Origin of the sequence: Motilibacter deserti, from assembly GCF_011250635.1 — a bacterium.
GTDB lineage: Bacteria > Actinomycetota > Actinomycetes > Motilibacterales > Motilibacteraceae > Motilibacter_A > Motilibacter_A deserti.
The window spans coordinates 1-20,552 of sequence record NZ_JAANNP010000028.1 but is presented as its reverse complement, the minus strand read 5'-3'; the positions used below and the strand labels follow the sequence as shown (position 1 = coordinate 20,552).

Sequence of the window (20,552 nt, the reverse complement as noted above, 5' to 3'; positions counted from 1 at the left end):
CGCCGACCGCGTCGTGCTCGTCGAGGCCGGGCGCACCGTGGGCGAGCACCGCCTCGCCGACCTGCCGCGCGGGGCTGCCAGCACGTGGCGTGTGCGCGCGCTCGCCACCGCACCGCTGCTCGCCGCCCTGGACGCGCGCGCCGTGGCGTACTCCGATCCGGGGCCGGGCGGGGTGGAGGTCCGGCTCGGCGGCGACGAGGAGGCGGCCGAGCTGCTGGCCGGCCTCGTCCGCGACGGCGTGCCGGTCGTCTCGCTCGCGCCGGCGTCGAGCGCCCTGGAGTCGGCCTACCTCACGATGACGCAGGAGCGGCGATGAGCACCGCCGGAGTGCTGGTGGTGGCGCGCGGCGAGCTGCGCCAGCGCGTACGAGCCGGGCGCTGGCGGTGGCTGCTGGCCGCCTGGGTCGCGGTGCTCGCGGCGTTCACCGTGCTGCTGCGGCTCGCGCTGAGCACCGGCCTGGAGCCGGGCCAGGAGATGGGGCCGCCGCTGTTCGGCGGGCTCATGCTCTTCGTGCTCGGCCTCGCGATGCTCGTCGTCCCCTCGCTCACCGCCCAGTCGGTCAACGGGGACCGCGAGCGCGGGCTGCTCGCTCCGCTGCAGGTCACTCTGCTCACGCCCTGGGAGATCGCCCTCGGCAAGCTCGCCGCGGCCTGGGGCGTCGCCCTGCTCTTCCTGGCCCTCGCGCTGCCCTTCGCCGTCTGGTCACTCGTCGAGGGCGGCGTCGGCGCCGGGCAGCTCCTCGTCGCCGTCCTCGTCGAGGCCCTCCTCCTCGGCGTCGTGTGCGCCATCGGGCTCGGGCTGTCGGCGGCCCTGTCACGCAGCACGACGTCGGCGGTGCTGACCTACCTCGCCGTCTTCGCGCTCAGCGCGGGCACCCTGATCGCATTCGGGCTGGCGCTCGTCGCCACGTCGGAGGCGCGCGAGGAGGCCTACTACGACGGCGACGGCGTCGCCACCACGTACATGACGACCGAGGACCACCCGGAGCGGGTGTGGTGGCTGCTCGCGCCCAACCCGTTCGTGGTGCTGGCCGACGCGGCGCCGCGCAACGACCCGGGCATGCCCCGCCGCTACGCCGACTACGTGCAGGACTACGAGCCCGAGCCGCTCGACCCGCTCGGCGAGATCGGCCGCGCGGTGCGCGAGGCACGCGACCCCGAGGCTTACGACGGGTGGTACAGCTACGGGCCCTACCCGCCGGGCGGCGGCATCACCGCGGTCGTGCCGACGCCCGGCGCGCTGCCCGAGCCCGGCGTCGCGTACGACCCGGACGTCTCCGTCGCGGGCTCCGCCGTCGACGGCCCGCGGGAGGCCGCCGCGGTCTGGCCCTGGGGGCTCGGCTTCGACCTGCTGCTCGGGGCGGGCGCGGTCTGGCTCGCGGCGCGCCGGCTCCGGGCGCCCGCGCACCGGCTGGGGAAGGGCAGCCGCATCGCCTGAGGCTTCACACGTCGGCGAACCGCTCGGCGTGCACCTGCTCTTCGGGCAGGCCCAGCGCACGCAGCGCCTCGACCGCGGCCGTGACCATCGGGGGCGGTCCGCAGACGAAGGCGTTCCAGCCGGCGACGTCGTCGGGCAGGACGCGGGCCAGCAGGCGCAGGTCGACCCGGCCCCGCTCGCCGGTCCAGTCCTCCGGTGGTTCCGACAGCACGTGCACCAAGTGCAGGTCGAGCCGGCGGGTCAGCTCGTCGAGCTCCTCGCGGAAGGTCACGTCGTCCCACCGCCGGTTCGCGTCCACGAGGACGAGCGGCCGGCGGTCGCCTGCGTCCGCGAAGGTGCGCAGCAGGCTCATCACCGGCGTGATCCCGATCCCGCCGGCCACGAGCACGTACGGCGCCGTGGGCCGAGCGGGTACGAACGACCCGTGCGGCCCGTCAAGGAGCACGCGGGCGCCGGGCGCAAGGGCGCGCACGCTTGCTGTGAAGTCCCCGACGGCCTTGACCGTCAGCTCGACCGCGCCGGGGCGAGCTGCGCTGGAGGCGAACGAGAAGGGGTGCTCCTCCAGCGCGTACGGCGAGGCCGCCGTCTTGAGCCAGGCGAACTGCCCGGGCGAGAACGCGATGCCGGCGTGCCCGTCCGCGCGCAGCCGCAGGGTGGTCGCGCCGCCGCGCTCGTCGAGGACCCGGTCGACCCGGTACGGCCGCCCGGCCGCGGCGAAGGGCCGGGCGACGCGCAGCGCGAACACCGCCGCCGCGCCCAGCACGACGAGCGCGGCGACCGTGGCCTGCACCGCGCCGACCCCGGCGTACCCCCCGACGCCGACCACGTGGCCGACCGCCGCGGCCACCACGAGGACGCCGAGCAGCAGGTGGCTGGCCCGCCACGCCTCGTACGGCACCCGCAGCGGGCGCCGCCAGAGCGAGAGCGCGACGAGCACGGCGAGGGCCACGACGCAGAGCAGCCCGGCACGGGCGCGCCAGGGGGCGTCCACGGGGTCGAGCAGGGAGAGCCGGTCCGGGTCGTCGACCATCAGCAGCACGACGTGCAGCAGGGCCAGCGCGAGGGCGACACCGCCGACGAGCCGGTGGAAGCGGAGCAGGACGTCGACGCCGAAGGGTCGGGTGAAGAGCCGCAGCCGCGCCGGGAGCCCGAGCTGCAGGGCAAGCACCGCGAGCGCGGAGAAGCCGATGCCGTCGCTGGCGTTGGTCAGCCCCGAGCGCCGAGCCGCGTCCGGCGCCACCGCGACGAAGGCCATGGGGGCCAGCACGAGCATCGCGTAGACCGCTACCCACAGCACGCGCTGCGCCGCCGGGGAGCCGGGGCCGCTGCCCCGGGCGGCCGCCGGCGCGGCCGTGCCGCTAACCGGAGCCGTCTCCACCCGAGCCACTGCCGGAGGAGTCGCCGCCCGACGAGTCGTCGCCCGAGTCGTCGCCCGAGTCGTCCCCGCCGCGGCCGCGGCCGCGCCCCCGGCCCTGCCCGCTGCCGTTGTCGGCCTCCGACGCGGAGACGGCGGGCGACGGGGAGGTGGTCGGGCTGGCCGGGGCGCCCGGCGAGCCGGTGGCGGCCGGGGTCGAGATCGGCGTCCCCCCGTCGGCGGGGGCCGCCCCGGACGGCGGGGCAGCGGGGCTGGCCGGCGCCTGCGGCGGCGGGTCCGCCTCGTCGCCGCCGGCGGACACGGTGAACGCCACCCCCGCCGCCACGGCGACGATCAGGGCGAGCAGCCCCAGGGCCAAGCCCAACGCTCCCTCGCGTCGTCGCATGGGCGAGGTCTACCCACCGTTCCGGCGTCTCGACCGCGCCTGCCGAGGGCAGGCCTGCCCTGGCCGCAGCGCGGGCCCCGGCGCGCGCACGGCGAACGCGTCAGGGCGCGCTGCGCGGCACGAAGTCCTGCGGCGGGGCGACGGCGCTCGCGGCGGTCTCGGCGAGCAGCCGGTCCTCGACGGCCAGCTCGGGGTCGTCCGCGAGGGCGTCGAGGCGTACGTGCGAGACGACCGACTGCAGCGCGCGCAGCGCGGCGCTGGCGGTCGAGCCCCAGTTGGACAGGTAGGAGAACTGCCACCACCACAGCGCCTCGACGTGGCGCCCGGCCTTGTAGTGCTGCAGGCCGTGGATGAGGTCGGACACGACGTCGGCCAGGTCGTCGGAGAGGGTCGTCGTGACGACCTCCGGCGGCTCGCCGTAGGGGTCGAACACCTCGGAGTACTCGTCGACGGGCTCGAGCAGGTTCGACAGCGAGGAGCGGATGCCCTCGACGTCTGCGTCGTCGCCCGCGTCCGGCTCGAAGCGCTCGTCCGGGACGATGTCCTGGACCGCGCCGAGCCGGCCGCCGGCCAGCAGCACCTGCGAGACCTGCAGGAGCAGCAGCGAGACCGCGGTCTCGGGGCTCTCGCCCGCCGCGATCTCGCGGACCGCCAGCACGAAGCTCTCGACCTGGTCCGCGATCTCAGCGGCGAAGTCGCCCCAGTCCTCGGCGGGGCCGACGGGCGGCCCTTCGTCGCCGTGGGAGAAGTCGGTCGTGGGGTCGGGGGTGTAGCCCCCGCCCCAGACCGGAGTGGTCGGAGTGTCAGACATCGAGCAGCCGCCTTCCTTCGAACGCACGCCCCAGCGTGACCTCGTCGGCATATTCGAGGTCGCCACCCACCGGGAGCCCGCTTGCGAGGCGGGTTACCCGAAGTCCCATCGGTTTCACCAGGCGCGCCAGGTAGGTCGCCGTGGCCTCGCCCTCGAGGTTGGGATCGGTGGCGAGGATGAGCTCGGTGACCGTACCGTCCGCGAGCCGCGCCAGCAGCTCCCGGATGCGCAGGTCGTCCGGCCCGACGCCCTCGATCGGGCTGATCGCGCCGCCGAGCACGTGGTAGCGCCCGCGGAACTCGCGGGTCCGCTCGATCGCGACGACGTCCTTGGGCTCCTCGACCACGCAGATCACCGAGAGCTCGCGCCGGGGGTCACGGCAGACCCGGCACTCCTCCTCCTCCGCGACGTTGCCGCAGATCCGGCAGAAGCGCACCTTCTCTTTGACCTGCTCGAGGGCCACGACGAGCCGGCGCACGTCGACCGGGTCGGCCGCGAGCAGGTGGAACGCGATGCGCTGCGCGCTCTTCGGCCCGACGCCCGGCAGCCGCCCCAGCTCGTCGATGAGGTCCTGGACGACCCCTTCGTACACGCTGACCCGGCCTCAGTCGACGTGCGGCTGCGGAGCCGACGGGAGCCCAGAGCCAGCGGCTGCGCCGCCCGCCGTGCCCCCTGCCCGGCCGCCCGCGATGCCGCCGCCGCCCGGAAGGCCACCGAAAGCGCCGCCCATCGCCCCGAGGCCCTCGCTCATCGGGCCCATCGCGCGGGCCTGCAGCTCGGCGGCTCGCGTCGTCGCGTCGCGCACCGCGGCGACGACGAGGTCGGCGAGGGTCTCGGTGTCCGCGGGGTCCACCGCGTCCGGGGAGATCTCCAGCCCGAGCAGCTCACCGGCGCCGGAGACGGTCGCGGTGACCAGCCCGCCGCCGGCCGTCCCGGAGACCTGGGCCTCCGCGAGCTCGGCCTGGGCGTCGAGGACCTGCTGCTGCAGCTGCTGGGCCTGCTGCAGGACAGCCTGCAGGTCGAGCGAGCCGTCGCCTGGGAACACGTGGAGCCTTCTTCGCTAGTCGGTGCGACGGCGGGCCGCCGTCGGAGGGTCGAACGCGCGGGGTGCGCAAGGGGTGCCGGGACGCGCCACGAGGGTGCTCCCGCCCGGAAGCCCCGGACACACGAGCCCGGGGCACCCCGGAGCCCGAACCCCCGGGAGTCCGAAAACCCCGGGAGCCCGAGGAGCCCGAGGAGTCCGAAAGTCCCGGAATCGCCGAACGTGCGTGCCGTGCCGGGCCCGCCGCGGTGGCGTCGCCCGCTCCCCGGTGGCCGGCCCGCGGCGAGCCTACGCCGTGTCGTACTCCTCGATGACCCGCGCGCCGAGGTCGCGCTGCAGGAGCTGGACCCCGCTCAACCCGCTGTCCTCGAGGTCGGGGTCGTCGGCAGCGGGGGTGTCCTGCTCCGGCGGCACGGTGGGGGTACGCGGCGGCGGGGCCGCCGCGGCGGCCGCGGCGAGCGCCTGACGCCCGGGCGAACGACCGGCCTCGTTCGTCGGCGGCGGGCCGCCGTTGGCCGGGCCGGACGTCGCGGGACCGCCCGCGCCGTAGCTGCCCCCGGGCCCCGCAGGCGCGGGCGCGACCGGCCCGCCGCCGGAGTAGCCCTCGGCCGAGCCGCCGCCATAGCCCCCGGCCGAGCCGCTGCCGTAGCCGCCGGCCTGGCCGCCGCCGTAGCCTCCGGCCGGGCCGGCGCCGGGCGCTGGGACGGGGCCGGGCGCGGGGGCCTGGGGTGGCGCGGCGGGCGCTGCGGCGCGCGGCGACGACGCGGGCGGCCCGTCACCGGGGCCGCCGACGATCGCCTCGACCCGCCAGTCGACGCCGAGCACGTCGATCAGCGCCTGCCGGACGAACTCCTCGTGGTCCCCGCGCGAGCTGAAGCGGTCGCGCAGCCCGGCGGTCGCGAACGCCAGCGTGAGCCGGTTGTCGGCGAGGCCCGCGACCGTCGCGTTCTGCGCGACGAGGCTCCACGTCGTGCGCTTGAGGCCGGCCAGCGTGGTCAGCACGACCGGCCACATGCCGCGGACGCCCGCGAGGTCGATGCCGCCGGCGGCGGGGGCACCCGGCGCTGCGGCGGCCGGAGCGGTTGGGGGCGCAGGGGCGTACGCAGCGGGCGCGTGCTCGGCGGGCGCCTGTGCGGCGGGGCCTGCGCCCGGCAAGGCCGCTGCGGGGCGCTCGTGGCCCGGGCTCTGCGCGGCGCGCTCCCCGGTGGGACGGTCCCCCGTGGCACGGGCTGCAGACCGCTCGTCCTCGCGCTCGGCGGTCCGGTCGGGGCCGACCGGCTGGGGCGCCGGCCACTCCGGGGCATCCGCCGACGGCGCAGCCGGCGCCGACGACACACCCGGCGCCGCCGAAGCGCCCGCCGCCGACGGCGCGGCGTGCGCCACGGGGCTCTCTGCGGCCGGACGGGCCGGCACCGGGCGCTCCGGGCCGCGGGCCCCGGGGGCCGCAGGCTCCGGGGCGGCGGGCAGCGGCGTCGGGGGCGGCATCGGCCCCCCGCTCACCCGGCGCTCGAGCCGGTCCAGCCGGGCCGCGAGCGAGCGCTCGTCACCCTCGGCGGCCGGCAGCAGCACCCGGGCGCACATCAGCTCGAGCTGCAGCCGCGGCGCGGTCGTGCCCCGCATCTCGGTCAGCCCGGCGCTGAGGATGTCCGCCGCGCGGGAGAGCGCCCCGCCGCCGAAGGCGCCGGCCTGCGCCCGCATCGCCTCCAGCTGGTCGGGGGGGCAGTGGCTGAGCAGCGCCTCGGCCGAGTCCGGCACCGCGTCGAGGATGATCAGGTCACGCAGCCGCTCGAGCAGGTCCTCGGCGAAGCGGCGCGGGTCGAGCCCGCCCTCGATGACCCGGTCGACCATCGTGAACACCGCGGCGCCGTCGCCGGCCGCGAAGGCGTCGACGGTCGCGTCCAGCAGCGAGGCGTCGGTGAAGCCGAGCAGCGCGGTCGCGAGGGCGTACGTCACTCCCTCGGGGCCGGCGCCGCCGACGAGCTGGTCCAGGACGGACAGCGCGTCACGGACCGAGCCGCGCCCGGCGCGCACGACGAGCGGGAGCACGCCCTTCTCGACGCCGACGCCCTCGCGCTCGCAGATCGAGGCCAGGTGCTCCTGCAGCCGGGTCGGCGGGACGAGGCGGAACGGGTAGTGGTGGGTCCGCGACCGGATCGTCCCGATGACCTTCTCGGGCTCGGTCGTCGCGAACACGAACTTCACGTGCTCCGGCGGCTCCTCGACGACCTTGAGCAGGGCGTTGAAGCCCTGCGTCGAGACCATGTGGGCCTCGTCGACGATGTAGACCTTGAAGCGCGAGGACGCGGGGGCGAAGAACGCCTTGTCGCGCAGGTCGCGGGCGTCGTCCACGCCACCGTGGCTGGCGGCGTCGATCTCGATCACGTCGATGGACCCGGGGCCGCCGCGGGCGAGCGCCACGCAGGAGTCGCAGACACCGCAGGGGGTCGGCGTCGGGCCCTGCTCGCAGTTCAGGCAGCGGGCCAGGATGCGCGCGCTGGTGGTCTTGCCGCAGCCGCGCGGCCCGGAGAAGAGGTATGCGTGGTTGATGTGGCCCTTGCGGAGCGCCTGGCCGAGAGGGCCGGTGACGTGCTCCTGGCCGATCACGTCGGCGAACGTCTCGGGCCGGTAGCGGCGGTAGAGCGCTTGGGACACGCCTTCGACAGTAGCCGGGCCGGGGGACGGTCGGAGCCGTCGCGGACGAGCCGGTGGACGACGACCCGGCGGACCACGGCCGGTGGACAACGGGCCCGGGAAGCACAGGGCCCCCCGCGTACCCGCCAGAGCCTGCCTACCCTTGCTGCCTTCCGGCCCTGGGGGGGTTCAGCGGGATAGCGCCACGCGAGGGGCTGGGCCGAAGCGTACCTGCTCCCCGTCGCAGGCGGCTCCGCGCCGGCCGCACGCCAGGCCGTGGAGCGGCCAGGGGCGGCGGGAAGCGCCTGCCCGGGGGACGGCCCCTCCGGCCACCCCGGCGGTGCCGCTATCCTCGCCGACGGAGGATTCGCCTAGTGGCCTAGGGCGCACGATTGGAAATCGTGTTGGGGGCAACCCCTCGCGGGTTCAAATCCCGCATCCTCCGCCTCCGGCGGCGCCGTGGCTCCCGAGCCGCGGCGCCGTCGTCGTATCCGCCCCGCCGCGACCGTCGGGACCGGCTACGCCTCCCCGGGCGGCTGGGCCGCAGCGGCGCCAGGGCGGCGCGGCCGTACACGGGCAAAGGCTCCCGCAACCCCCTCGACTAGGCTCGCGGCGTGCTCTTCAAGGCGGTGGGTGACGGCAAGCCGTACCCGGAGCACGCGACCTCGCAGCGCGAGTGGGCGAAGATCCCGCCGCGCCAGGTCCGGCTCGACCAGCTCGTGACGACCAAGCGCACGCTGAACCTCGCGGCGCTGCTCGCCGAGGACTCGACGTTCTACGGCGACCTGTTCGCCCACGTCGTGTCCTGGCGCGGCGAGCTCTATCTGGAGGACGGGCTGCACCGCGCGTTGCGAGCCGCCCTCCAGCAGCGCAACGTCCTGCACGCGCGCGTCCTCGAGCTCGACGAGCGGGCGACGACGCCGTGAGCATGCTCACGCCGCGGGGGTTCGACCCCGCACGGCTCGGCGGGTCGCACCGGCGGCGCCGCGGCCGCGCCCGAGGCGCTCTCGTCGCGGTCCTCGTCCTCGCCCTGCTCGCCGGCGTCGGCTACGCCGGCTGGTGGGCGTACGACCGCTGGCAGGACGACCCCGAGGCCGGACAAGCGGGGAGCACCGGCCCCGTCGCCGCCTCTTCCTGCTCGCCGAGCCAGGGGCCGGTCCCCAGCCCGTCCGCCGGGTCGGCGACGGCCTCGGTCCCCGTGCCCGCGCGGCAGATCACCGTGAACGTCTTCAACGCCACGACCAAGGCCGGGCTTGCCGCAGCGGTGAGCACGCAGCTGGAGGCCCGCGGCTTCCGCATCGGCACGGTCGGCAACGACCCCGCGGGGCGGCCCGTGAAGGGGACGGCGCAGGTCCGTTCCGGGGCGACGGGCGCGGCGGCCGCGCGTACCCTCGCGGCCCACGTCGCCGGCGCGCAACTGGCGAGCGACAAGCGCCCCGGCGCCACGGTCGACCTCGTCATCGGCAACGCCTATTCGCGGCTGCGCCCCGCAGCCGCCGCCGCGGCCGTGCTCGCGCCTCCGAGCCCCTCCCCCTCGCCGAGCTGCTGACCCGCGCCCGGATAGCTCGGTAGGGCAGCGCGCTCCAGCGCTCGGCCGGGAGCCGCTTCAGCGTCCGGACGGACGTGCCGAAGGCAGGACGTCAGAGGCGTCAGCCGTCGCACAACCGCAGGAGGGCGTCACCGTGGGCAAGCACTCCCTGCCCCGCGCCCGGGGGCCGCTCCGGGCCGCCCTGACGCGTACGCCGCGCAAGCCCTTCGCGAGCGCGCTCGCCGGCGCGCTGCTGGCCACGGCGACCGGCGTCTCCGCCGCCGTGCTGTCGGCCGCGCCCGCGTCCGCAGTGCGCGACGCGACGGTCTACGGCGTGGCCGACGACCACCTGCTCTACCGGGTCGACCCGGCGTCGGGCACCGCGACACCGCTCCCCGCCCCGCTTCCCTTCGCCGCGACGACGGCCGCCCGCCAGCCCGGGTCCGGCCTCGTCTACGTCACGTCCCGCGACGCCGACGCAGCCGGGCGCTATCTGGTGGGCACCTACGACGTCGCCTCGGGACAGGCCGGCGTGCTGCCCGCGACGCTCCACACCGCGGTGACCGGGCTGGCCTTCGCGCCGGACGGGACCCTGCACGCGCTCGCGGGCGCGGAGCTGCTCACGCTCGACCCCGCGACGGGGAGCGAGAGCGCACGTACGCCACTGTCCGGGCTGCCGGCGAGCGGGACGGGCGACCTCACCTACACCTCCGCCGGGGACGCGCTCGTCCTCGACGGCGGCGTCCTGCACCTCGTGCCCGCCGGCGCCGCGGCCGCCGTGGCACTGGCGCCCGCCCCCGCTGGATCGGGCATCGCGGAGGGGCCGGCCGGCCCGCTCGTCGCCGCTGCTCCCCTGCCCGGCCCGGGCTCGGATCTGACGCCCGTGGACGTCTCGACGGGTACGCCGACCGGCCCCTCGCTGCGGGCCGCCGTCGCGCTCACGGACCTGGCCGCTGCCCCGGAGCCCGCCGCTGCCGCGCAGCCGCAGCAGCCCACCGCCGTGCCCGCCACGCCTGCTCCCGCCCCGTCGGTGCCCGTGCTGTCCGGCGCTTCAGCGACGCTCCCGGCCGCCGCACCCGCGGCGGGCACGCCGGCCACCGCGGTGACGCCGCTGCCGCCGACCTCGCCCGGACCCGCTGCAGCAACTCCGCCGCCCAGCCCTGCGCCGACCAGCCTTGCGTCCAGCGTTCCCGCGCCCGGCGCCCCCGTTCCGGCTCCTGCGACGCCCGCCCCCGTGCCCGGCGCCCCCGCCGGTGCGACGGCAACGCCCGGCCCGACCACCACGCCTGCCTCGACGGCTGCCGACCCCGTTGACACGGCCTCGCGAGCCCGCCGCGCCGCAGCGAATGGCGCCGGCGCAGCGGCGGCGTACGCAACCGCCCCCACCACCCGGCCTGATTCCCTGAAGGTCGCTTCAGGGGAGCGCACGGCGGTCGCAAACGTCCTCGCCAACGACGCCCTGCACGGCGTCGACTACCCCGTGATGCTGGCCGCCGAGCCCGCCCATGGCACGGCCGAGGTCCTCACCGACGGACGGGTCCGCTACACCGCGGACGAGGGCTACCGCGGCACGGACGAGCTCACCTACGCGCTCGTCGGGCCCGATGGCGACCCGGCCGTCGCAGCACTCAGCATCGACGTCGCCGGCCCGGCGGCCGCGGCCCCCGCCACGCTCCCGAGGACGGGTGCGGACGTCAAGGTGCTCGCCGGCGCCGCCATCGCTCTGCTGGCGTCCGGATCTGCGCTGTGCGCCCTCGCGCGCCGCCGACGCACCCTCGCCTGAGGAGCGCAGCGCACTACGCGAATCCGCCTTCTGCTGATTGCTCAGCAGAATGCAAAGGCTTGTCCTCGAGCAACAACATGGCTTACAATTCCTCCTAGGTGAGCCGGGAAGCCTGGTCGGCAACGCATTAGCGCTGCCATCGACCGTTGGGGGCCCGGTGAACAGTTCCGAAGTCGTCTTCCTGATTGCCGCCGGCGTGGGCTTCGCGCTGCTGGCGGTGACGCTGGTGCTCGGCGAGATCCTGGGGCACGGCCTGGACAGCGGCCACGAGGTCGTCGCCACGCACGGCATCGAGGTGCCCGGCGACCCGTTGCCCGCGGGGCTTGCGACGCCCGAGGGCGACGGCCCGAGCTGGCTCAGCACTCGCGTGCTCACGGCGGCTCTGACCGGCTTCGGGGTCGTCGGCTACTGCGCGGTCGCCGTCGGCCTGCCGCAGCCGGCCGCCTGGCCCGTCGCGGCGATCGGCGGAGTCGGGCTCGGGGCCGCCGTGCAGGTGCTCGTGCTGCGGCCCCTTGCACGGCAGCAGTCCAATTCACTGATCAGTAGTTCTACCTATGAAGGCCTGGCCGGTCGCGTCACGCTCCGGATACCCGAAGGCGGGTCCGGGCAGGTCAGTTTCAGGGACGCTTCCGGTGCGCGCGTGGTGCGCACCGCGTCTGCTCCCGGCGAGCCCGCTCTCGAGCGCGGGACCGCCGTCTTCATCGCACTCGCCACCGAACGCGGCGTCGTCGTGACGCCCGCGCCCGCGCTTGACGAGGAGGTATGACCGTGCGCAATGAGATCCTCACGATCGTCGTGGCCGTTGCGGCCATCGTGACCGTGCTCCTGCTGGTGGGGCTCGTCTACGCCAAGAACTACGTCAAGGTCCCGCCGAACCAGGTCGCGGTGTTCACCGGCCGCGGCCGGCTCCGGACCGTACGCGGCGGCGCCCGCTTCCGCGTACCCGTCATCGAGCGGGTCGACATCATGCAGCTCGAGCCGTTCAACGTCGAGGCGCGGGTGGAGAACGTCTACTCCACCAACGGGGTGCCGGTGAACGTGACGGCGGTCGGCCTCATCCGCTTCGGCTCGACGGAGGAGGCGATCGCCACGGCCGTCGAACGGTTCCTCACGAGCGACCGGCACTCGATGCACAACCAGGTCGCCGAGATCCTCGCCGGCAACATGCGCAGCATCGTGTCGCAGATGACGGTCGAGGAGCTCAACAGCAACCGGGACGAGCTCAAGCGCCGCGTCGTCGACGAGGCCGAGGCCGCGTTCGAGCCGATCGGCATGCAGCTGGACGTGCTGACCATCCAGACCATCTCCGACACCAATGGCTACCTCGAGGCGCTGGGCCAGACCCGCATCGCCGAGGTGAAGCGCGACGCGGAGATCGGCCAGGCCAACGCGCGGCGGGACGCGATGATCCGCGCGGCGTCCGCCGACCGGGAGGGGCGTACGGCCGAGGCGGAGGCCGCGACGCAGATCGCACAGGCCGAGCGCGAGCGCGACCTCGAGCTGGCCCGCATCAGCGCGCTGGTCGAGGCCGAGCGGTCGCGGGCGGCGCAGGCCGGTCCGCTGGCGGAGGCGGAGGCGCGCAAGGCGGTCATCGTCGCCGAGGTGGCCATCGAGCGCCAGCGCCAGGAGGCGCAGATCGCGGTGGAGGAGCAGCGGGCGTTGCGGGCGGAGCAGGCACAGCGGGCCGACGTGACCGTCCCCGCGGAGGCCCGGCGGCAGGCGGCCGTCATCGACGCGCAGGGCTTGCGCGAGGCCGTCATCGCCCGCGCCGAGGCCGACGCCCGCCAGCGCGAGCTGCAGGGCCAGTCCGACGCCCGCGCCCGGACGTACGTCGCCGAGGCCAAGCAGCGCGAGCTCGAGGCCGAGGCGCAGGGCGAGCGGGCACGCCTGCTCGCGCGGGCGGACGGCGAGCAGGCCCTGTTGCTCGCCCAGGCCGAGGGCGAGAAGGCACGGCTGCTCGCGTCCGCGGAGGGCCAGGCCGAGCTGGCGGAGGCGCTCAACGCCTTCACCACCGAGGCCGCGCGGCTCAACGTCCTTCCGCAGCTCATCGCGGCGCTGCCGGAGATCGCGCAGGCGGTCGCCGCCCCGATGGGCAACATCGACTCGATGGTCGTGCTCAACGGCGGGAGTGGAGGCGAGGACGCGATCTCGCGGGTCGCGGGGTCCGTGCCGACCCTGTTGCTGCAGGTCCTCGAGACGGCGAAGGCCGGCGGGCTGGACCTTGCTCAGCTGCTGGGGGCGGCGTCCGGCTCCTCCGACGTGGCCGCGGTCAACGGGCAGCACGCGGGGGCGAGCCACTAGCGCCACGCCGGCCCGCAGCGGCCGCCCTGTGCGCGGGCTGGTGCCGTCGGCGACGGCACCAGCTCGCGCAGCCGCTCAGGCCAACGTGGGCGCGTGACGTCAAGGCCGCGTAGCGATCGCAGCCGACCGCCGTCAGGACGGTGTCAAGAGGATCGCCAGGGCCCCGTCGGCACGGCCATCGTGGTGGTCATGCGCAGCCACGAGGTCGAGAAGCATCCGGTCGCCTGGCCCACCTGCCACTGCGAGGCCTGCTGGAACGACTACGTCTGCCCCCCGGCGCTGACGAAGCTGCTGAGGTACGGCCTCGCCGGCGCCGCGGCCGTGGCCGGCGCCCTGTGGGCGGTGCTGTGAACGGTGGTCAGCTGACGTGCACGCGGGGCCGGCGGCGTACGTCCGGCTCGGCCTCGCGGAGCACCTCACGGGTCACCGGCGCGACCTCGCCCGCCCCCACGAAGAGGAAGCGCAGCAGGTTCAGGAACGGGTTGCCCTCGGTCCAGGTGAAGTAGACGTGCGGCATCGCACCCGTCAGGTCGCGCATCTCCAGCAGCAGCTCGGCGATGGTGTTGGGGATGGCCGAGCTCTGCACCCGCAGGATGCGGTAGCCGAACCGCTCTTCCCCCTTGACCACGAGGTCGGTCTCGAAGTCCGACGCGTCGGTGACCGTGACCTCGACGAAGACCAGCGGCGCCCACGTCGGGATGTCGTTGTCGTGCCGGACCTCCTTCACCTTCTCGCGGTACTCCTTCGCGTCGCGCTCGTCCGGCTCGTTCGCCACGATGCGCAGCGCGCCCGACTTCGCCGCCTCGCGGAGGTACTGGGTTGCCGCGGCGTCGAAGTGGACGCTCGTGGCGCGCAGCTCGAACGCGCGTCCTGCCCGCGACGCGATCGAGACGGCGAGGATGGCCAGGATGAAGCAGGCGCCGATGCGCACCCCGTCGGGCCGCTCCACGACGTTCGTGGTGGTGGTGTAGACGAAGATCGCCGCGATGACGCCGAAGAACATCGTCAGCCGGCGCTGCTGCTTGCGCCGTGCGGAGAGGGTGACCGCCACGGACGCCGAGGTGATGAGCACGAGGACGCCGGTCGCGTACGCCCCGCCCTGGGCGTCCACGTCGGCGTCGAAGTACCACGTGACGAAGAAGGCGATCGCCGTGAACACCAGCACCAGCGGGCGGACGGCGCGGGCCCAGCGTGGTGCCATGCCGTAGCGCGGCAGGTAGCGCGGCACGAGGTTCAGCAGCCCGGCCATCGCCGAGGCCCCCGCGAACCAGAGGATGGCGATCGTGCTGATGTCGTAGACCGTGCCGAAGGCGTTGCCGAGGTGCTCGTGTGCGAGGTACGCGAGGGCGCGCCCGTTGGCCTCGCCGCCGTCCTCGAACTCGGCTGGGGGAATGAGGACGGTGGTGATGAAGCTCGACAGGACGAGGAAGACGCTCATGATGAGCGCCGCCGTCGTGAGCAGGCGGTGCGTGCCCTGGATGCGGCCCAGCGGCCTGTCCTCGGTGTCGTCCGGCCCGCCCTGGACCTGGGGCATGACGGCCACGCCGGTCTCGAAGCCCGACAGGCCCAGTGCGAGCTTCGGGAAGACCAGAAGCGCCATTCCGAGGACGCCCAGCCAGTTGGGGTGCTCGGAGACGAGCAGGTCCTTCCAGTCACCGACCACGTGCGGGTGCGCGACGACCTCGGCCAGCGACGTGGCCACGACGACCGCGTTGAGCCCGAGGTAGGCCGCGACGAGCACGACGGCGATCCCGATGGCCTCCTTGAACCCGCGCAGGAAGACGACGGCGAGCGCGGTGAGCAGGACGAGCGTCACGAGGACGTGCTCGCCCTCGAGCCAGGACGGGGCGTACGGGTTCTCGATCGCGTGCGCCGACGCGTCGGCGGCGGACAGGGTGATGGTGATGAGGAAGTCGGTGGCGGCGAAGCCGAGCAGCACGAGCACGAAGAGCTTGCCCGCCCACCAGGGCAGGATGCGCTCGAGCATCGCGATCGACCCCTCGCCCTTGGGGCTCTCCCGGGCGACCCGGCGGTAGACCGGGAGCGCGCCGAGCAGGGTGAGCGCCACGAGCACCAGGGTGGCGATGGGGGCGACGGCTCCGGCGGCCAGCGCCGCGATCGCCGGCTGATAGCCGAGGGTCGAGAAGTAGTCGACGCCGGTGAGGCACATGACCCGCCACCACGGCTGCCGGTGCGTCTCGTCGTCGGTCCGCCCGTGCGGCCCCTGGATGCGGGCCGCCCGGTCGACGAGCCCTTCGAGCATCCACGCCCGCAACCGGGACGGCTGCGGGCGTGCGGGCAGGGTGTCCGTGCTGGACGTCATGCGGTGCTTCCTCCGGGGCCTGCCGCGGGCAGGGTCAGCGTCATCGTCAGCCCGCCCCCGGGTGTGTCGTCAGGGACGAGGGTGCCACCCATCGCCTCGGTCAGCCCTCGGGAGAGGGCCAGGCCCAGCCCCACGCCGGCGCCGTTGTCGGTGTCGCCCAGCCGTTGGAACGCCGTGAACGCCCGCTCGCGGTCGGCCTCGGCGATGCCCGGGCCGCGGTCCACGACGCGCAGCTCCACGCGGTCGCCGAGGGCGCTGGCGGTCACGACGGGCGGGCGGCCCGGCGGGGCGTAGCGCAGCGCGTTCGACACGAGGTTCGCGACCACCCGCTCGAGCAGCGCGGGGTCGGCCCGGACCGCCGGCAGCGCGGGCGGGACGTCGAGGCGCACCTCGTCCGCGGCCGGGCCGAGGGTGTCCAGCGCGATGGGCACGACCTCGTCGAGGGCGACGTCGCGGGCGAAGACGCTGAGCGCGCCGGCCTCGAGCCGGCTGAGGTCGAGCAGGTTGGTCACGAGGTAGGTCAGCTTGTCGAGCGACTCGTCGGCGGTGGCGAGCAGCTCGGCCACGTCCTGCGCGCTCCACTGCACGTCGTCGGCGCGCAGCCCCGCGACGGCCGCCTTCGCCGACGCCAGCGGAGTGCGCAGGTCGTGGCTCACGGCGCGCAGCAGCGCGGAGCGGACCTGGTCCGCCCGCGCCACGTCCTCGGCCGCCGAGGCAGCCTGGGCCAGCCGTTGGTGCTCGAGGGCGGCCGCCGCCTGGGCCGCGAACGCCCCGAGCACCCGCCGGTCCTCGCTGGGCAGCGGCCGGCCGCGCAGGGCCAGGGTGAGCCGCTCCCCCACCGGCACCTCGACGTCGGCCTCGCCCGGGCTCCGGCAGCTCCGCGGGCCGCTGGAGCCGGCGACGCTCCACCGCCCGGTGTCGTCCTGCCGCTCGAGCAGGCTGACCGACGTCATGCCGAACGTCTCGCGCAGCCGGTCGAGCAGCGCGGTCAGCGCGGTCTCGCCGCGCAGCACACTGCCCGCGACGGCCGACAGGGTCGTCGCCTCGGCCGTCGCCCGCGCCGCCTGGCTGCTCCGTCGGGCCGCGAGGTCGACGATGGCGCTGACCATCGCTCCCACCGCGAGGAAGACGAGGAGCGCGAGCAGGTTGTTGCGCTCGGCGATGGTGAACGCCCGCACCGGCGGGGTGAAGAACCAGTTGAGCAGGACCGTGGACAGCACGGCGGCGATCGCGGCGGGGATCGCGCCACCGACGAGGGCCACGGTGACCACGGCGAGCAGGTAGAGCAGCACGTCGCTGGTGAGGTTCAGCGCGTCGTCGGTCAGGAGCAGCGCGGGGGTGAGCAGGCCCGGGAGCAGGACCGACAGGGCGAGGCCCCACAACCTGCGGCGTACGTCCACGCCCGTGGTGGGCATCGGCAGCCGCCAGCTCCCGGCCGCGTGCTCGTGGGTCACGATGTGCACGTCGATGTCGCCGGACATCCGCGTGACCGCCGCCGTGGTCCCGGGGCCGCGCAGCAGGTGGGCGAGGCGCGAGTGCCGGCTCACCCCGAGCACGAGCTGTGTCGCGTTCTCGCTGCGGGCGAACTGCAGCAGGGCGCGCGCCACGTCGTCGCCGACGACCACGGAGTAGGTCCCGCCGAGGTCCTCGACCAGGCGGCGCTGCTTGGCCAGCGCCGCCGGCGAGGCCCCGGTGAGCCCGTCCGAGCGGGCCACGTAGACGGCGCGCAGGTCGGCCCCGCTCGAACGGTCGGCGATGCGGGCGGCCCGGCGCAGCAGGGTCTCGCCCTCCGGCCCTCCGCTCAGCGCGACGACGACCCGCTCCCGCGTCTCCCACGTCTCCGAGACGCCGAGGTCCGCGCGCAGCTTCTGCAGCCCCTCGTCGACCTTCTCGGCGAGCCAGAGCAGGGCCAGCTCGCGCAGCGCGGTGAGGTTGCTCGGCTTGAAGTAGTTCGACAGCGCGGCGTCGATGCGCTCGGCCGGGTAGATGTTGCCGTGCGCCATGCGGCGGCGCAGCGCCTCAGGGGTCGAGTCGACGAGCTGCACCTGCTCGGCCCGGCGCGCGACCTCGTCGGGCACGGTCTCGCGCTGCGCGACGCCGGTGATCTTCTCGACGACGTCGTTCAGCGACTCCAGGTGCTGCACGTTGAGCGTCGACAGCACGTCGATTCCTGCATCCAGCAGCAGCTCCACGTCCTGCCAACGCTTCGCGTTGCGCGAGCCCGGCACGTTCGTGTGCGCGAGCTCGTCGACGACCGCCACCTGCGGGCGGCGCGCGAGCACCGCGTCGACGTCCATCTCCTCGAACGTGCCGCCGCGGTAGGGCAAGGGCCGCCGCGGCACGACCTCGAGCCCGTCGACCATCTCCGCGGTCTGCGGCCGGCCGTGCGTCTCGACGAAGCCGACCGCCACGGACGTCCCCCGCTCGGCCCGGCGGCGCGCCTCGCCGAGCATCGCGTACGTCTTCCCGACCCCGGGTGCGGCACCGAGGTAGATGCGCAGCCGGCCGCGGGTCACGCCTGCCATTGTGCGTCCCCGCGGCCGGCAGCCGGTCCTCGCCCGCTCAGGACCCCAGCTCCGTGAGCGCGACGTTCAGCTCCAGCACGTTGACCCGCGGCTCGCCCAGGAACCCGGCCTCGCGCCCCTGCACGTGCGCCTCGACGAGCCGGCGGACCTGCTCGACGTCGAGCCCGCGCTCCCGGGCGACGCGCGCCGCCTGCTGGCGGGCGTACTCCGGAGAGATGTCGGGGTCGAGCCCCGACCCGCTCGCGGTGAGGGCGTCCGGCGGCACCTGCGCGGGGTCGACCCCATCCGCAGCGGCGGCGGCCCGGCGCTCCTCGACGAGGGCGAGCAGGTCCGGGCTCTCCGGCCCGAGGTTGGAGGCCGAGCTGGCGGTCGGGTCGTAGCCGTCACCGGCTGCCGAGGGGCGCGGCTGGAACCACTGGGGCAGCACGTCGCCGTCGGCATCGGCGAAGGCCTGGCCGAGCAGGCGGGAGCCGACGACGCGGCCGTCGGCCTCGACGAGGGACCCCTCGGCCTGGTCGCGGAACGCGACCTGCGCGACCCCGGTGACGGCGAGGGGGTACGCGACGCCCAGCACGACGGTGAGCACGAGCAGGGCGCGGACGGCCGCCACGAGCTGGCGGGTCAGGGGCGGCCGGGACGCGGGCACGGCGTCCGCCGCGGGACGGGGCATGGGACGGTCGGGAGCGGAGATGGTCATGGTCAGGACATCCCGGGCAGCTGGGAGATGACGAGGTCGAGGAGCTTGATGCCGGCGAACGGGGCGACGACACCACCGAGGCCGTAGACGAGCAGGTTGCGCCGCAGCAGCGCCGAGGCCGACGAGGGCACGTAGCGCACGCCGCGCAGGGCGAGCGGGATGAGCGCGACGATGACGAGCGCGTTGAAGACGACCGCCGACGTGATCGCCGACTCGGGGCTGTGCAGCCGCATGACGTTGAGGGCGTCGAGGCCGGGGAAGGCGGCGACGAACATCGCGGGGAGGATCGCGAAGTACTTCGCGAGGTCGTTGGCCAGCGAGAAGGTCGTCAGCGCACCGCGGGTGATGAGCAGCTGCTTGCCGATCTCGACGACGTCGATGAGCTTCGTCGGGTCCGAGTCGAGGTCGACCATGTTGCCGGCCTCCTTCGCCGCCGACGTCCCCGTGTTCATCGCCACGCCCACGTCGGCCTGCGCGAGGGCGGGCGCGTCGTTGGTGCCGTCGCCAGTCATCGCGACGAGCCGGCCGCCCTCCTGCTCGCGCTTGATGAGGGCCATCTTGTCCTCCGGCGTGGCTTCGGCGAGGAAGTCGTCGACTCCGGCCTCGCCCGCGATGGCCCGTGCGGTGACGGGGTTGTCGCCGGTCACCATGACGGTCCGGATGCCCATCGCGCGCAGCTGGTCGAAGCGCTCGCGCATCCCGGGCTTGACGACGTCGCTCAGCGCGATCACCCCGAGGGCGCGGGCCCGGCCGTCGATCGCCTCGGCGACGAGGAGCGGCGTGCCGCCGGCCGCCGACACCCGGTCGACGTACGCCTCGACGTCGCCCGGGACCGTGCCGCCCTGCTCGCGCACCCAGGCGGCCACCGCGGACGTGGCGCCCTTGCGGATCAGCCGCTCCGGCCGCCCCCCGTCCCCGGGCAGGTCGACGCCGGACATCCGGGTCTGCGCGGTGAAGGGCACGAACTCCGCGCCCGCCCGCTGCACGCCGTCCTCGCGCAGCAGCCCGAACCGCCGGGCCAGCGTCACGATCGAGCGGCCCTCGGGCGTCTCGTCGGCCAGGCTGGACAGCTGCGCCGCCTCGGCGAGCTCGGCGACCGGGACGCCCTGCACCGGGAGGAACTCGGTCGCCTGCCGGTTGCCGAACGTGATCGTGCCGGTCTTGTCGAGCAGGAGGGTGTCGACGTCGCCGGCGGCCTCGACGGCGCGGCCCGACATCGCGAGCACGTTGCGCTGGACCAGGCGGTCCATGCCCGCGATGCCGATGGCCGAGAGCAGCGCGCCGATCGTCGTCGGGATGAGGCAGACCAGCAGCGCGACGAGCGTGACGAGCGACTGCTCGGCGCCGGCGTAGACCGCGAACGGCTGCAGCGTCACCACGACGAGCAGGAAGATGATCGTGAGGCTGGCGAGCAGGATGTCGAGCGCCACCTCGTTCGGCGTCTTCTGCCGGGACGCGCCCTCGACGAGGGCGATCATGCGGTCGATAAACGTCTCGCCGGGCTTGCTCGTGATGCGGACGACGATGCGGTCGGACAGCACGCGTGTGCCGCCGGTCACGGCCGACCGGTCGCCGCCGGACTCGCGGATCACGGGTGCGGACTCGCCCGTGATGGCGGACTCGTCGACGCTGGCGACACCCTCGACCACGTCGCCGTCCCCCGGGATGACCTCGCCGGCCTCGACCACCACGAGGTCCCCGAGGCGCAGGTCCG

General features: G+C 75.2%; 17 protein-coding genes, 1 tRNA gene, 1 other RNA gene and 1 pseudogene. 9 read left to right on the top strand and 11 right to left on the bottom strand.

All coding sequences use genetic code 11. The features are described from left to right. A pseudogene (locus G9H71_RS16625) lies at window positions 1–316 on the top strand (ABC transporter ATP-binding protein); the annotation flags it as partial. Continuing rightward, the gene (locus G9H71_RS16620) at window positions 313–1,437 is read left to right on the top strand and encodes an ABC transporter permease (protein WP_166283783.1); all 1,125 of its coding nucleotides are present in this window, start codon (window positions 313–315) and stop codon (window positions 1,435–1,437) included. The pseudogene G9H71_RS16625 and the gene G9H71_RS16620, both read left to right, overlap by 4 nt. A gap of 4 nt (window positions 1,438–1,441) precedes the next feature. Here G9H71_RS16620 and G9H71_RS16615 read toward each other — a convergent pair whose 3' ends face one another. The 7 genes from G9H71_RS16615 to ffs all read right to left on the bottom strand — a co-directional run bounded on the left by G9H71_RS16615 (window position 1,442) and on the right by ffs (window position 7,900). Then, window positions 1,442–2,815: a ferredoxin reductase family protein gene (locus G9H71_RS16615; RefSeq protein WP_166283781.1), complete on the bottom strand. Its 1,374-nt coding sequence runs from the start codon at window positions 2,813–2,815 to the stop codon at window positions 1,442–1,444. Then, window positions 2,796–3,197, bottom strand: coding sequence for a hypothetical protein (locus G9H71_RS16610; protein ID WP_166283779.1), 402 nt, complete (start codon window positions 3,195–3,197; stop codon window positions 2,796–2,798). The genes G9H71_RS16615 and G9H71_RS16610 overlap by 20 nt, the downstream gene beginning before the upstream one ends. Window positions 3,198–3,297: 100 nt before the next feature. After that, complete coding sequence (locus tag G9H71_RS16605) at window positions 3,298–4,008, bottom strand: DUF5063 domain-containing protein (protein ID WP_166283777.1); 711 nt, start codon at window positions 4,006–4,008, stop codon at window positions 3,298–3,300. Beyond that, the gene (gene recR, locus G9H71_RS16600; RefSeq protein ID WP_166283775.1) at window positions 4,001–4,600 is read right to left on the bottom strand and encodes a recombination mediator RecR; all 600 of its coding nucleotides are present in this window, start codon (window positions 4,598–4,600) and stop codon (window positions 4,001–4,003) included. Before recR ends, G9H71_RS16605 begins: the two co-directional genes overlap by 8 nt. 12 nt (window positions 4,601–4,612) lie before the next feature. After that, window positions 4,613–5,053: a YbaB/EbfC family nucleoid-associated protein gene (locus G9H71_RS16595; RefSeq protein ID WP_166283773.1), complete on the bottom strand. Its 441-nt coding sequence runs from the start codon at window positions 5,051–5,053 to the stop codon at window positions 4,613–4,615. A gap of 285 nt (window positions 5,054–5,338) precedes the next feature. After that, window positions 5,339–7,702 (bottom strand): DNA polymerase III subunit gamma and tau, encoded by a 2,364-nt coding sequence (locus G9H71_RS16590; RefSeq protein WP_166283771.1) that lies wholly within the window; start codon window positions 7,700–7,702, stop codon window positions 5,339–5,341. Between the two features lie 103 nt (window positions 7,703–7,805). Continuing rightward, window positions 7,806–7,900: signal recognition particle sRNA small type (gene ffs / locus G9H71_RS16585), an RNA gene on the bottom strand. 141 nt (window positions 7,901–8,041) lie between these two features. Between ffs and G9H71_RS16580 the strand changes: the two genes are divergently transcribed. The 7 genes from G9H71_RS16580 to G9H71_RS16550 all read left to right on the top strand — a co-directional run bounded on the left by G9H71_RS16580 (window position 8,042) and on the right by G9H71_RS16550 (window position 13,644). Beyond that, window positions 8,042–8,126 (top strand) — tRNA-Ser (locus tag G9H71_RS16580). A gap of 169 nt (window positions 8,127–8,295) precedes the next feature. Then, window positions 8,296–8,607 (top strand): type II toxin-antitoxin system VapB family antitoxin, encoded by a 312-nt coding sequence (locus tag G9H71_RS16575; protein WP_166283769.1) that lies wholly within the window; start codon window positions 8,296–8,298, stop codon window positions 8,605–8,607. Between the two features lie 2 nt (window positions 8,608–8,609). Then, entirely contained in the window at window positions 8,610–9,230 is a 621-nt protein-coding gene (locus tag G9H71_RS16570; protein WP_231134961.1) for a LytR C-terminal domain-containing protein, read from the top strand. A gap of 133 nt (window positions 9,231–9,363) precedes the next feature. Next, window positions 9,364–10,992, top strand: coding sequence for an Ig-like domain-containing protein (locus G9H71_RS25230; protein ID WP_166283765.1), 1,629 nt, complete (start codon window positions 9,364–9,366; stop codon window positions 10,990–10,992). 157 nt (window positions 10,993–11,149) lie between these two features. Beyond that, the gene (locus G9H71_RS16560) at window positions 11,150–11,758 is read left to right on the top strand and encodes a YqiJ family protein (RefSeq protein ID WP_166283763.1); all 609 of its coding nucleotides are present in this window, start codon (window positions 11,150–11,152) and stop codon (window positions 11,756–11,758) included. Next, entirely contained in the window at window positions 11,755–13,293 is a 1,539-nt protein-coding gene (locus G9H71_RS16555) for a flotillin family protein (RefSeq protein ID WP_166283761.1), read from the top strand. The genes G9H71_RS16560 and G9H71_RS16555 overlap by 4 nt, the downstream gene beginning before the upstream one ends. A gap of 189 nt (window positions 13,294–13,482) precedes the next feature. Then, entirely contained in the window at window positions 13,483–13,644 is a 162-nt protein-coding gene (locus G9H71_RS16550; protein WP_166283759.1) for a hypothetical protein, read from the top strand. A gap of 7 nt (window positions 13,645–13,651) precedes the next feature. On the opposite strand, the gene G9H71_RS16545 is transcribed toward G9H71_RS16550, so the two are convergent. The 4 genes from G9H71_RS16545 to kdpB form a co-directional block, all read right to left on the bottom strand. Next, complete coding sequence (locus G9H71_RS16545) at window positions 13,652–15,616, bottom strand: APC family permease (protein ID WP_166283757.1); 1,965 nt, start codon at window positions 15,614–15,616, stop codon at window positions 13,652–13,654. Further along, a complete protein-coding gene (locus G9H71_RS16540; protein WP_331273061.1) occupies window positions 15,613–18,132 on the bottom strand; it encodes a DUF4118 domain-containing protein in 2,520 nt (839 codons plus the stop codon). Before G9H71_RS16540 ends, G9H71_RS16545 begins: the two co-directional genes overlap by 4 nt. A 46-nt stretch (window positions 18,133–18,178) precedes the next feature. Then, a complete protein-coding gene (gene kdpC, locus G9H71_RS16535; protein ID WP_231134957.1) occupies window positions 18,179–18,838 on the bottom strand; it encodes a potassium-transporting ATPase subunit KdpC in 660 nt (219 codons plus the stop codon). A gap of 2 nt (window positions 18,839–18,840) precedes the next feature. Next, on the bottom strand, window positions 18,841–20,552 hold a 1,712-nt coding region (gene kdpB, locus G9H71_RS16530; RefSeq protein ID WP_166283753.1), incomplete at its 5' end, for a potassium-transporting ATPase subunit KdpB.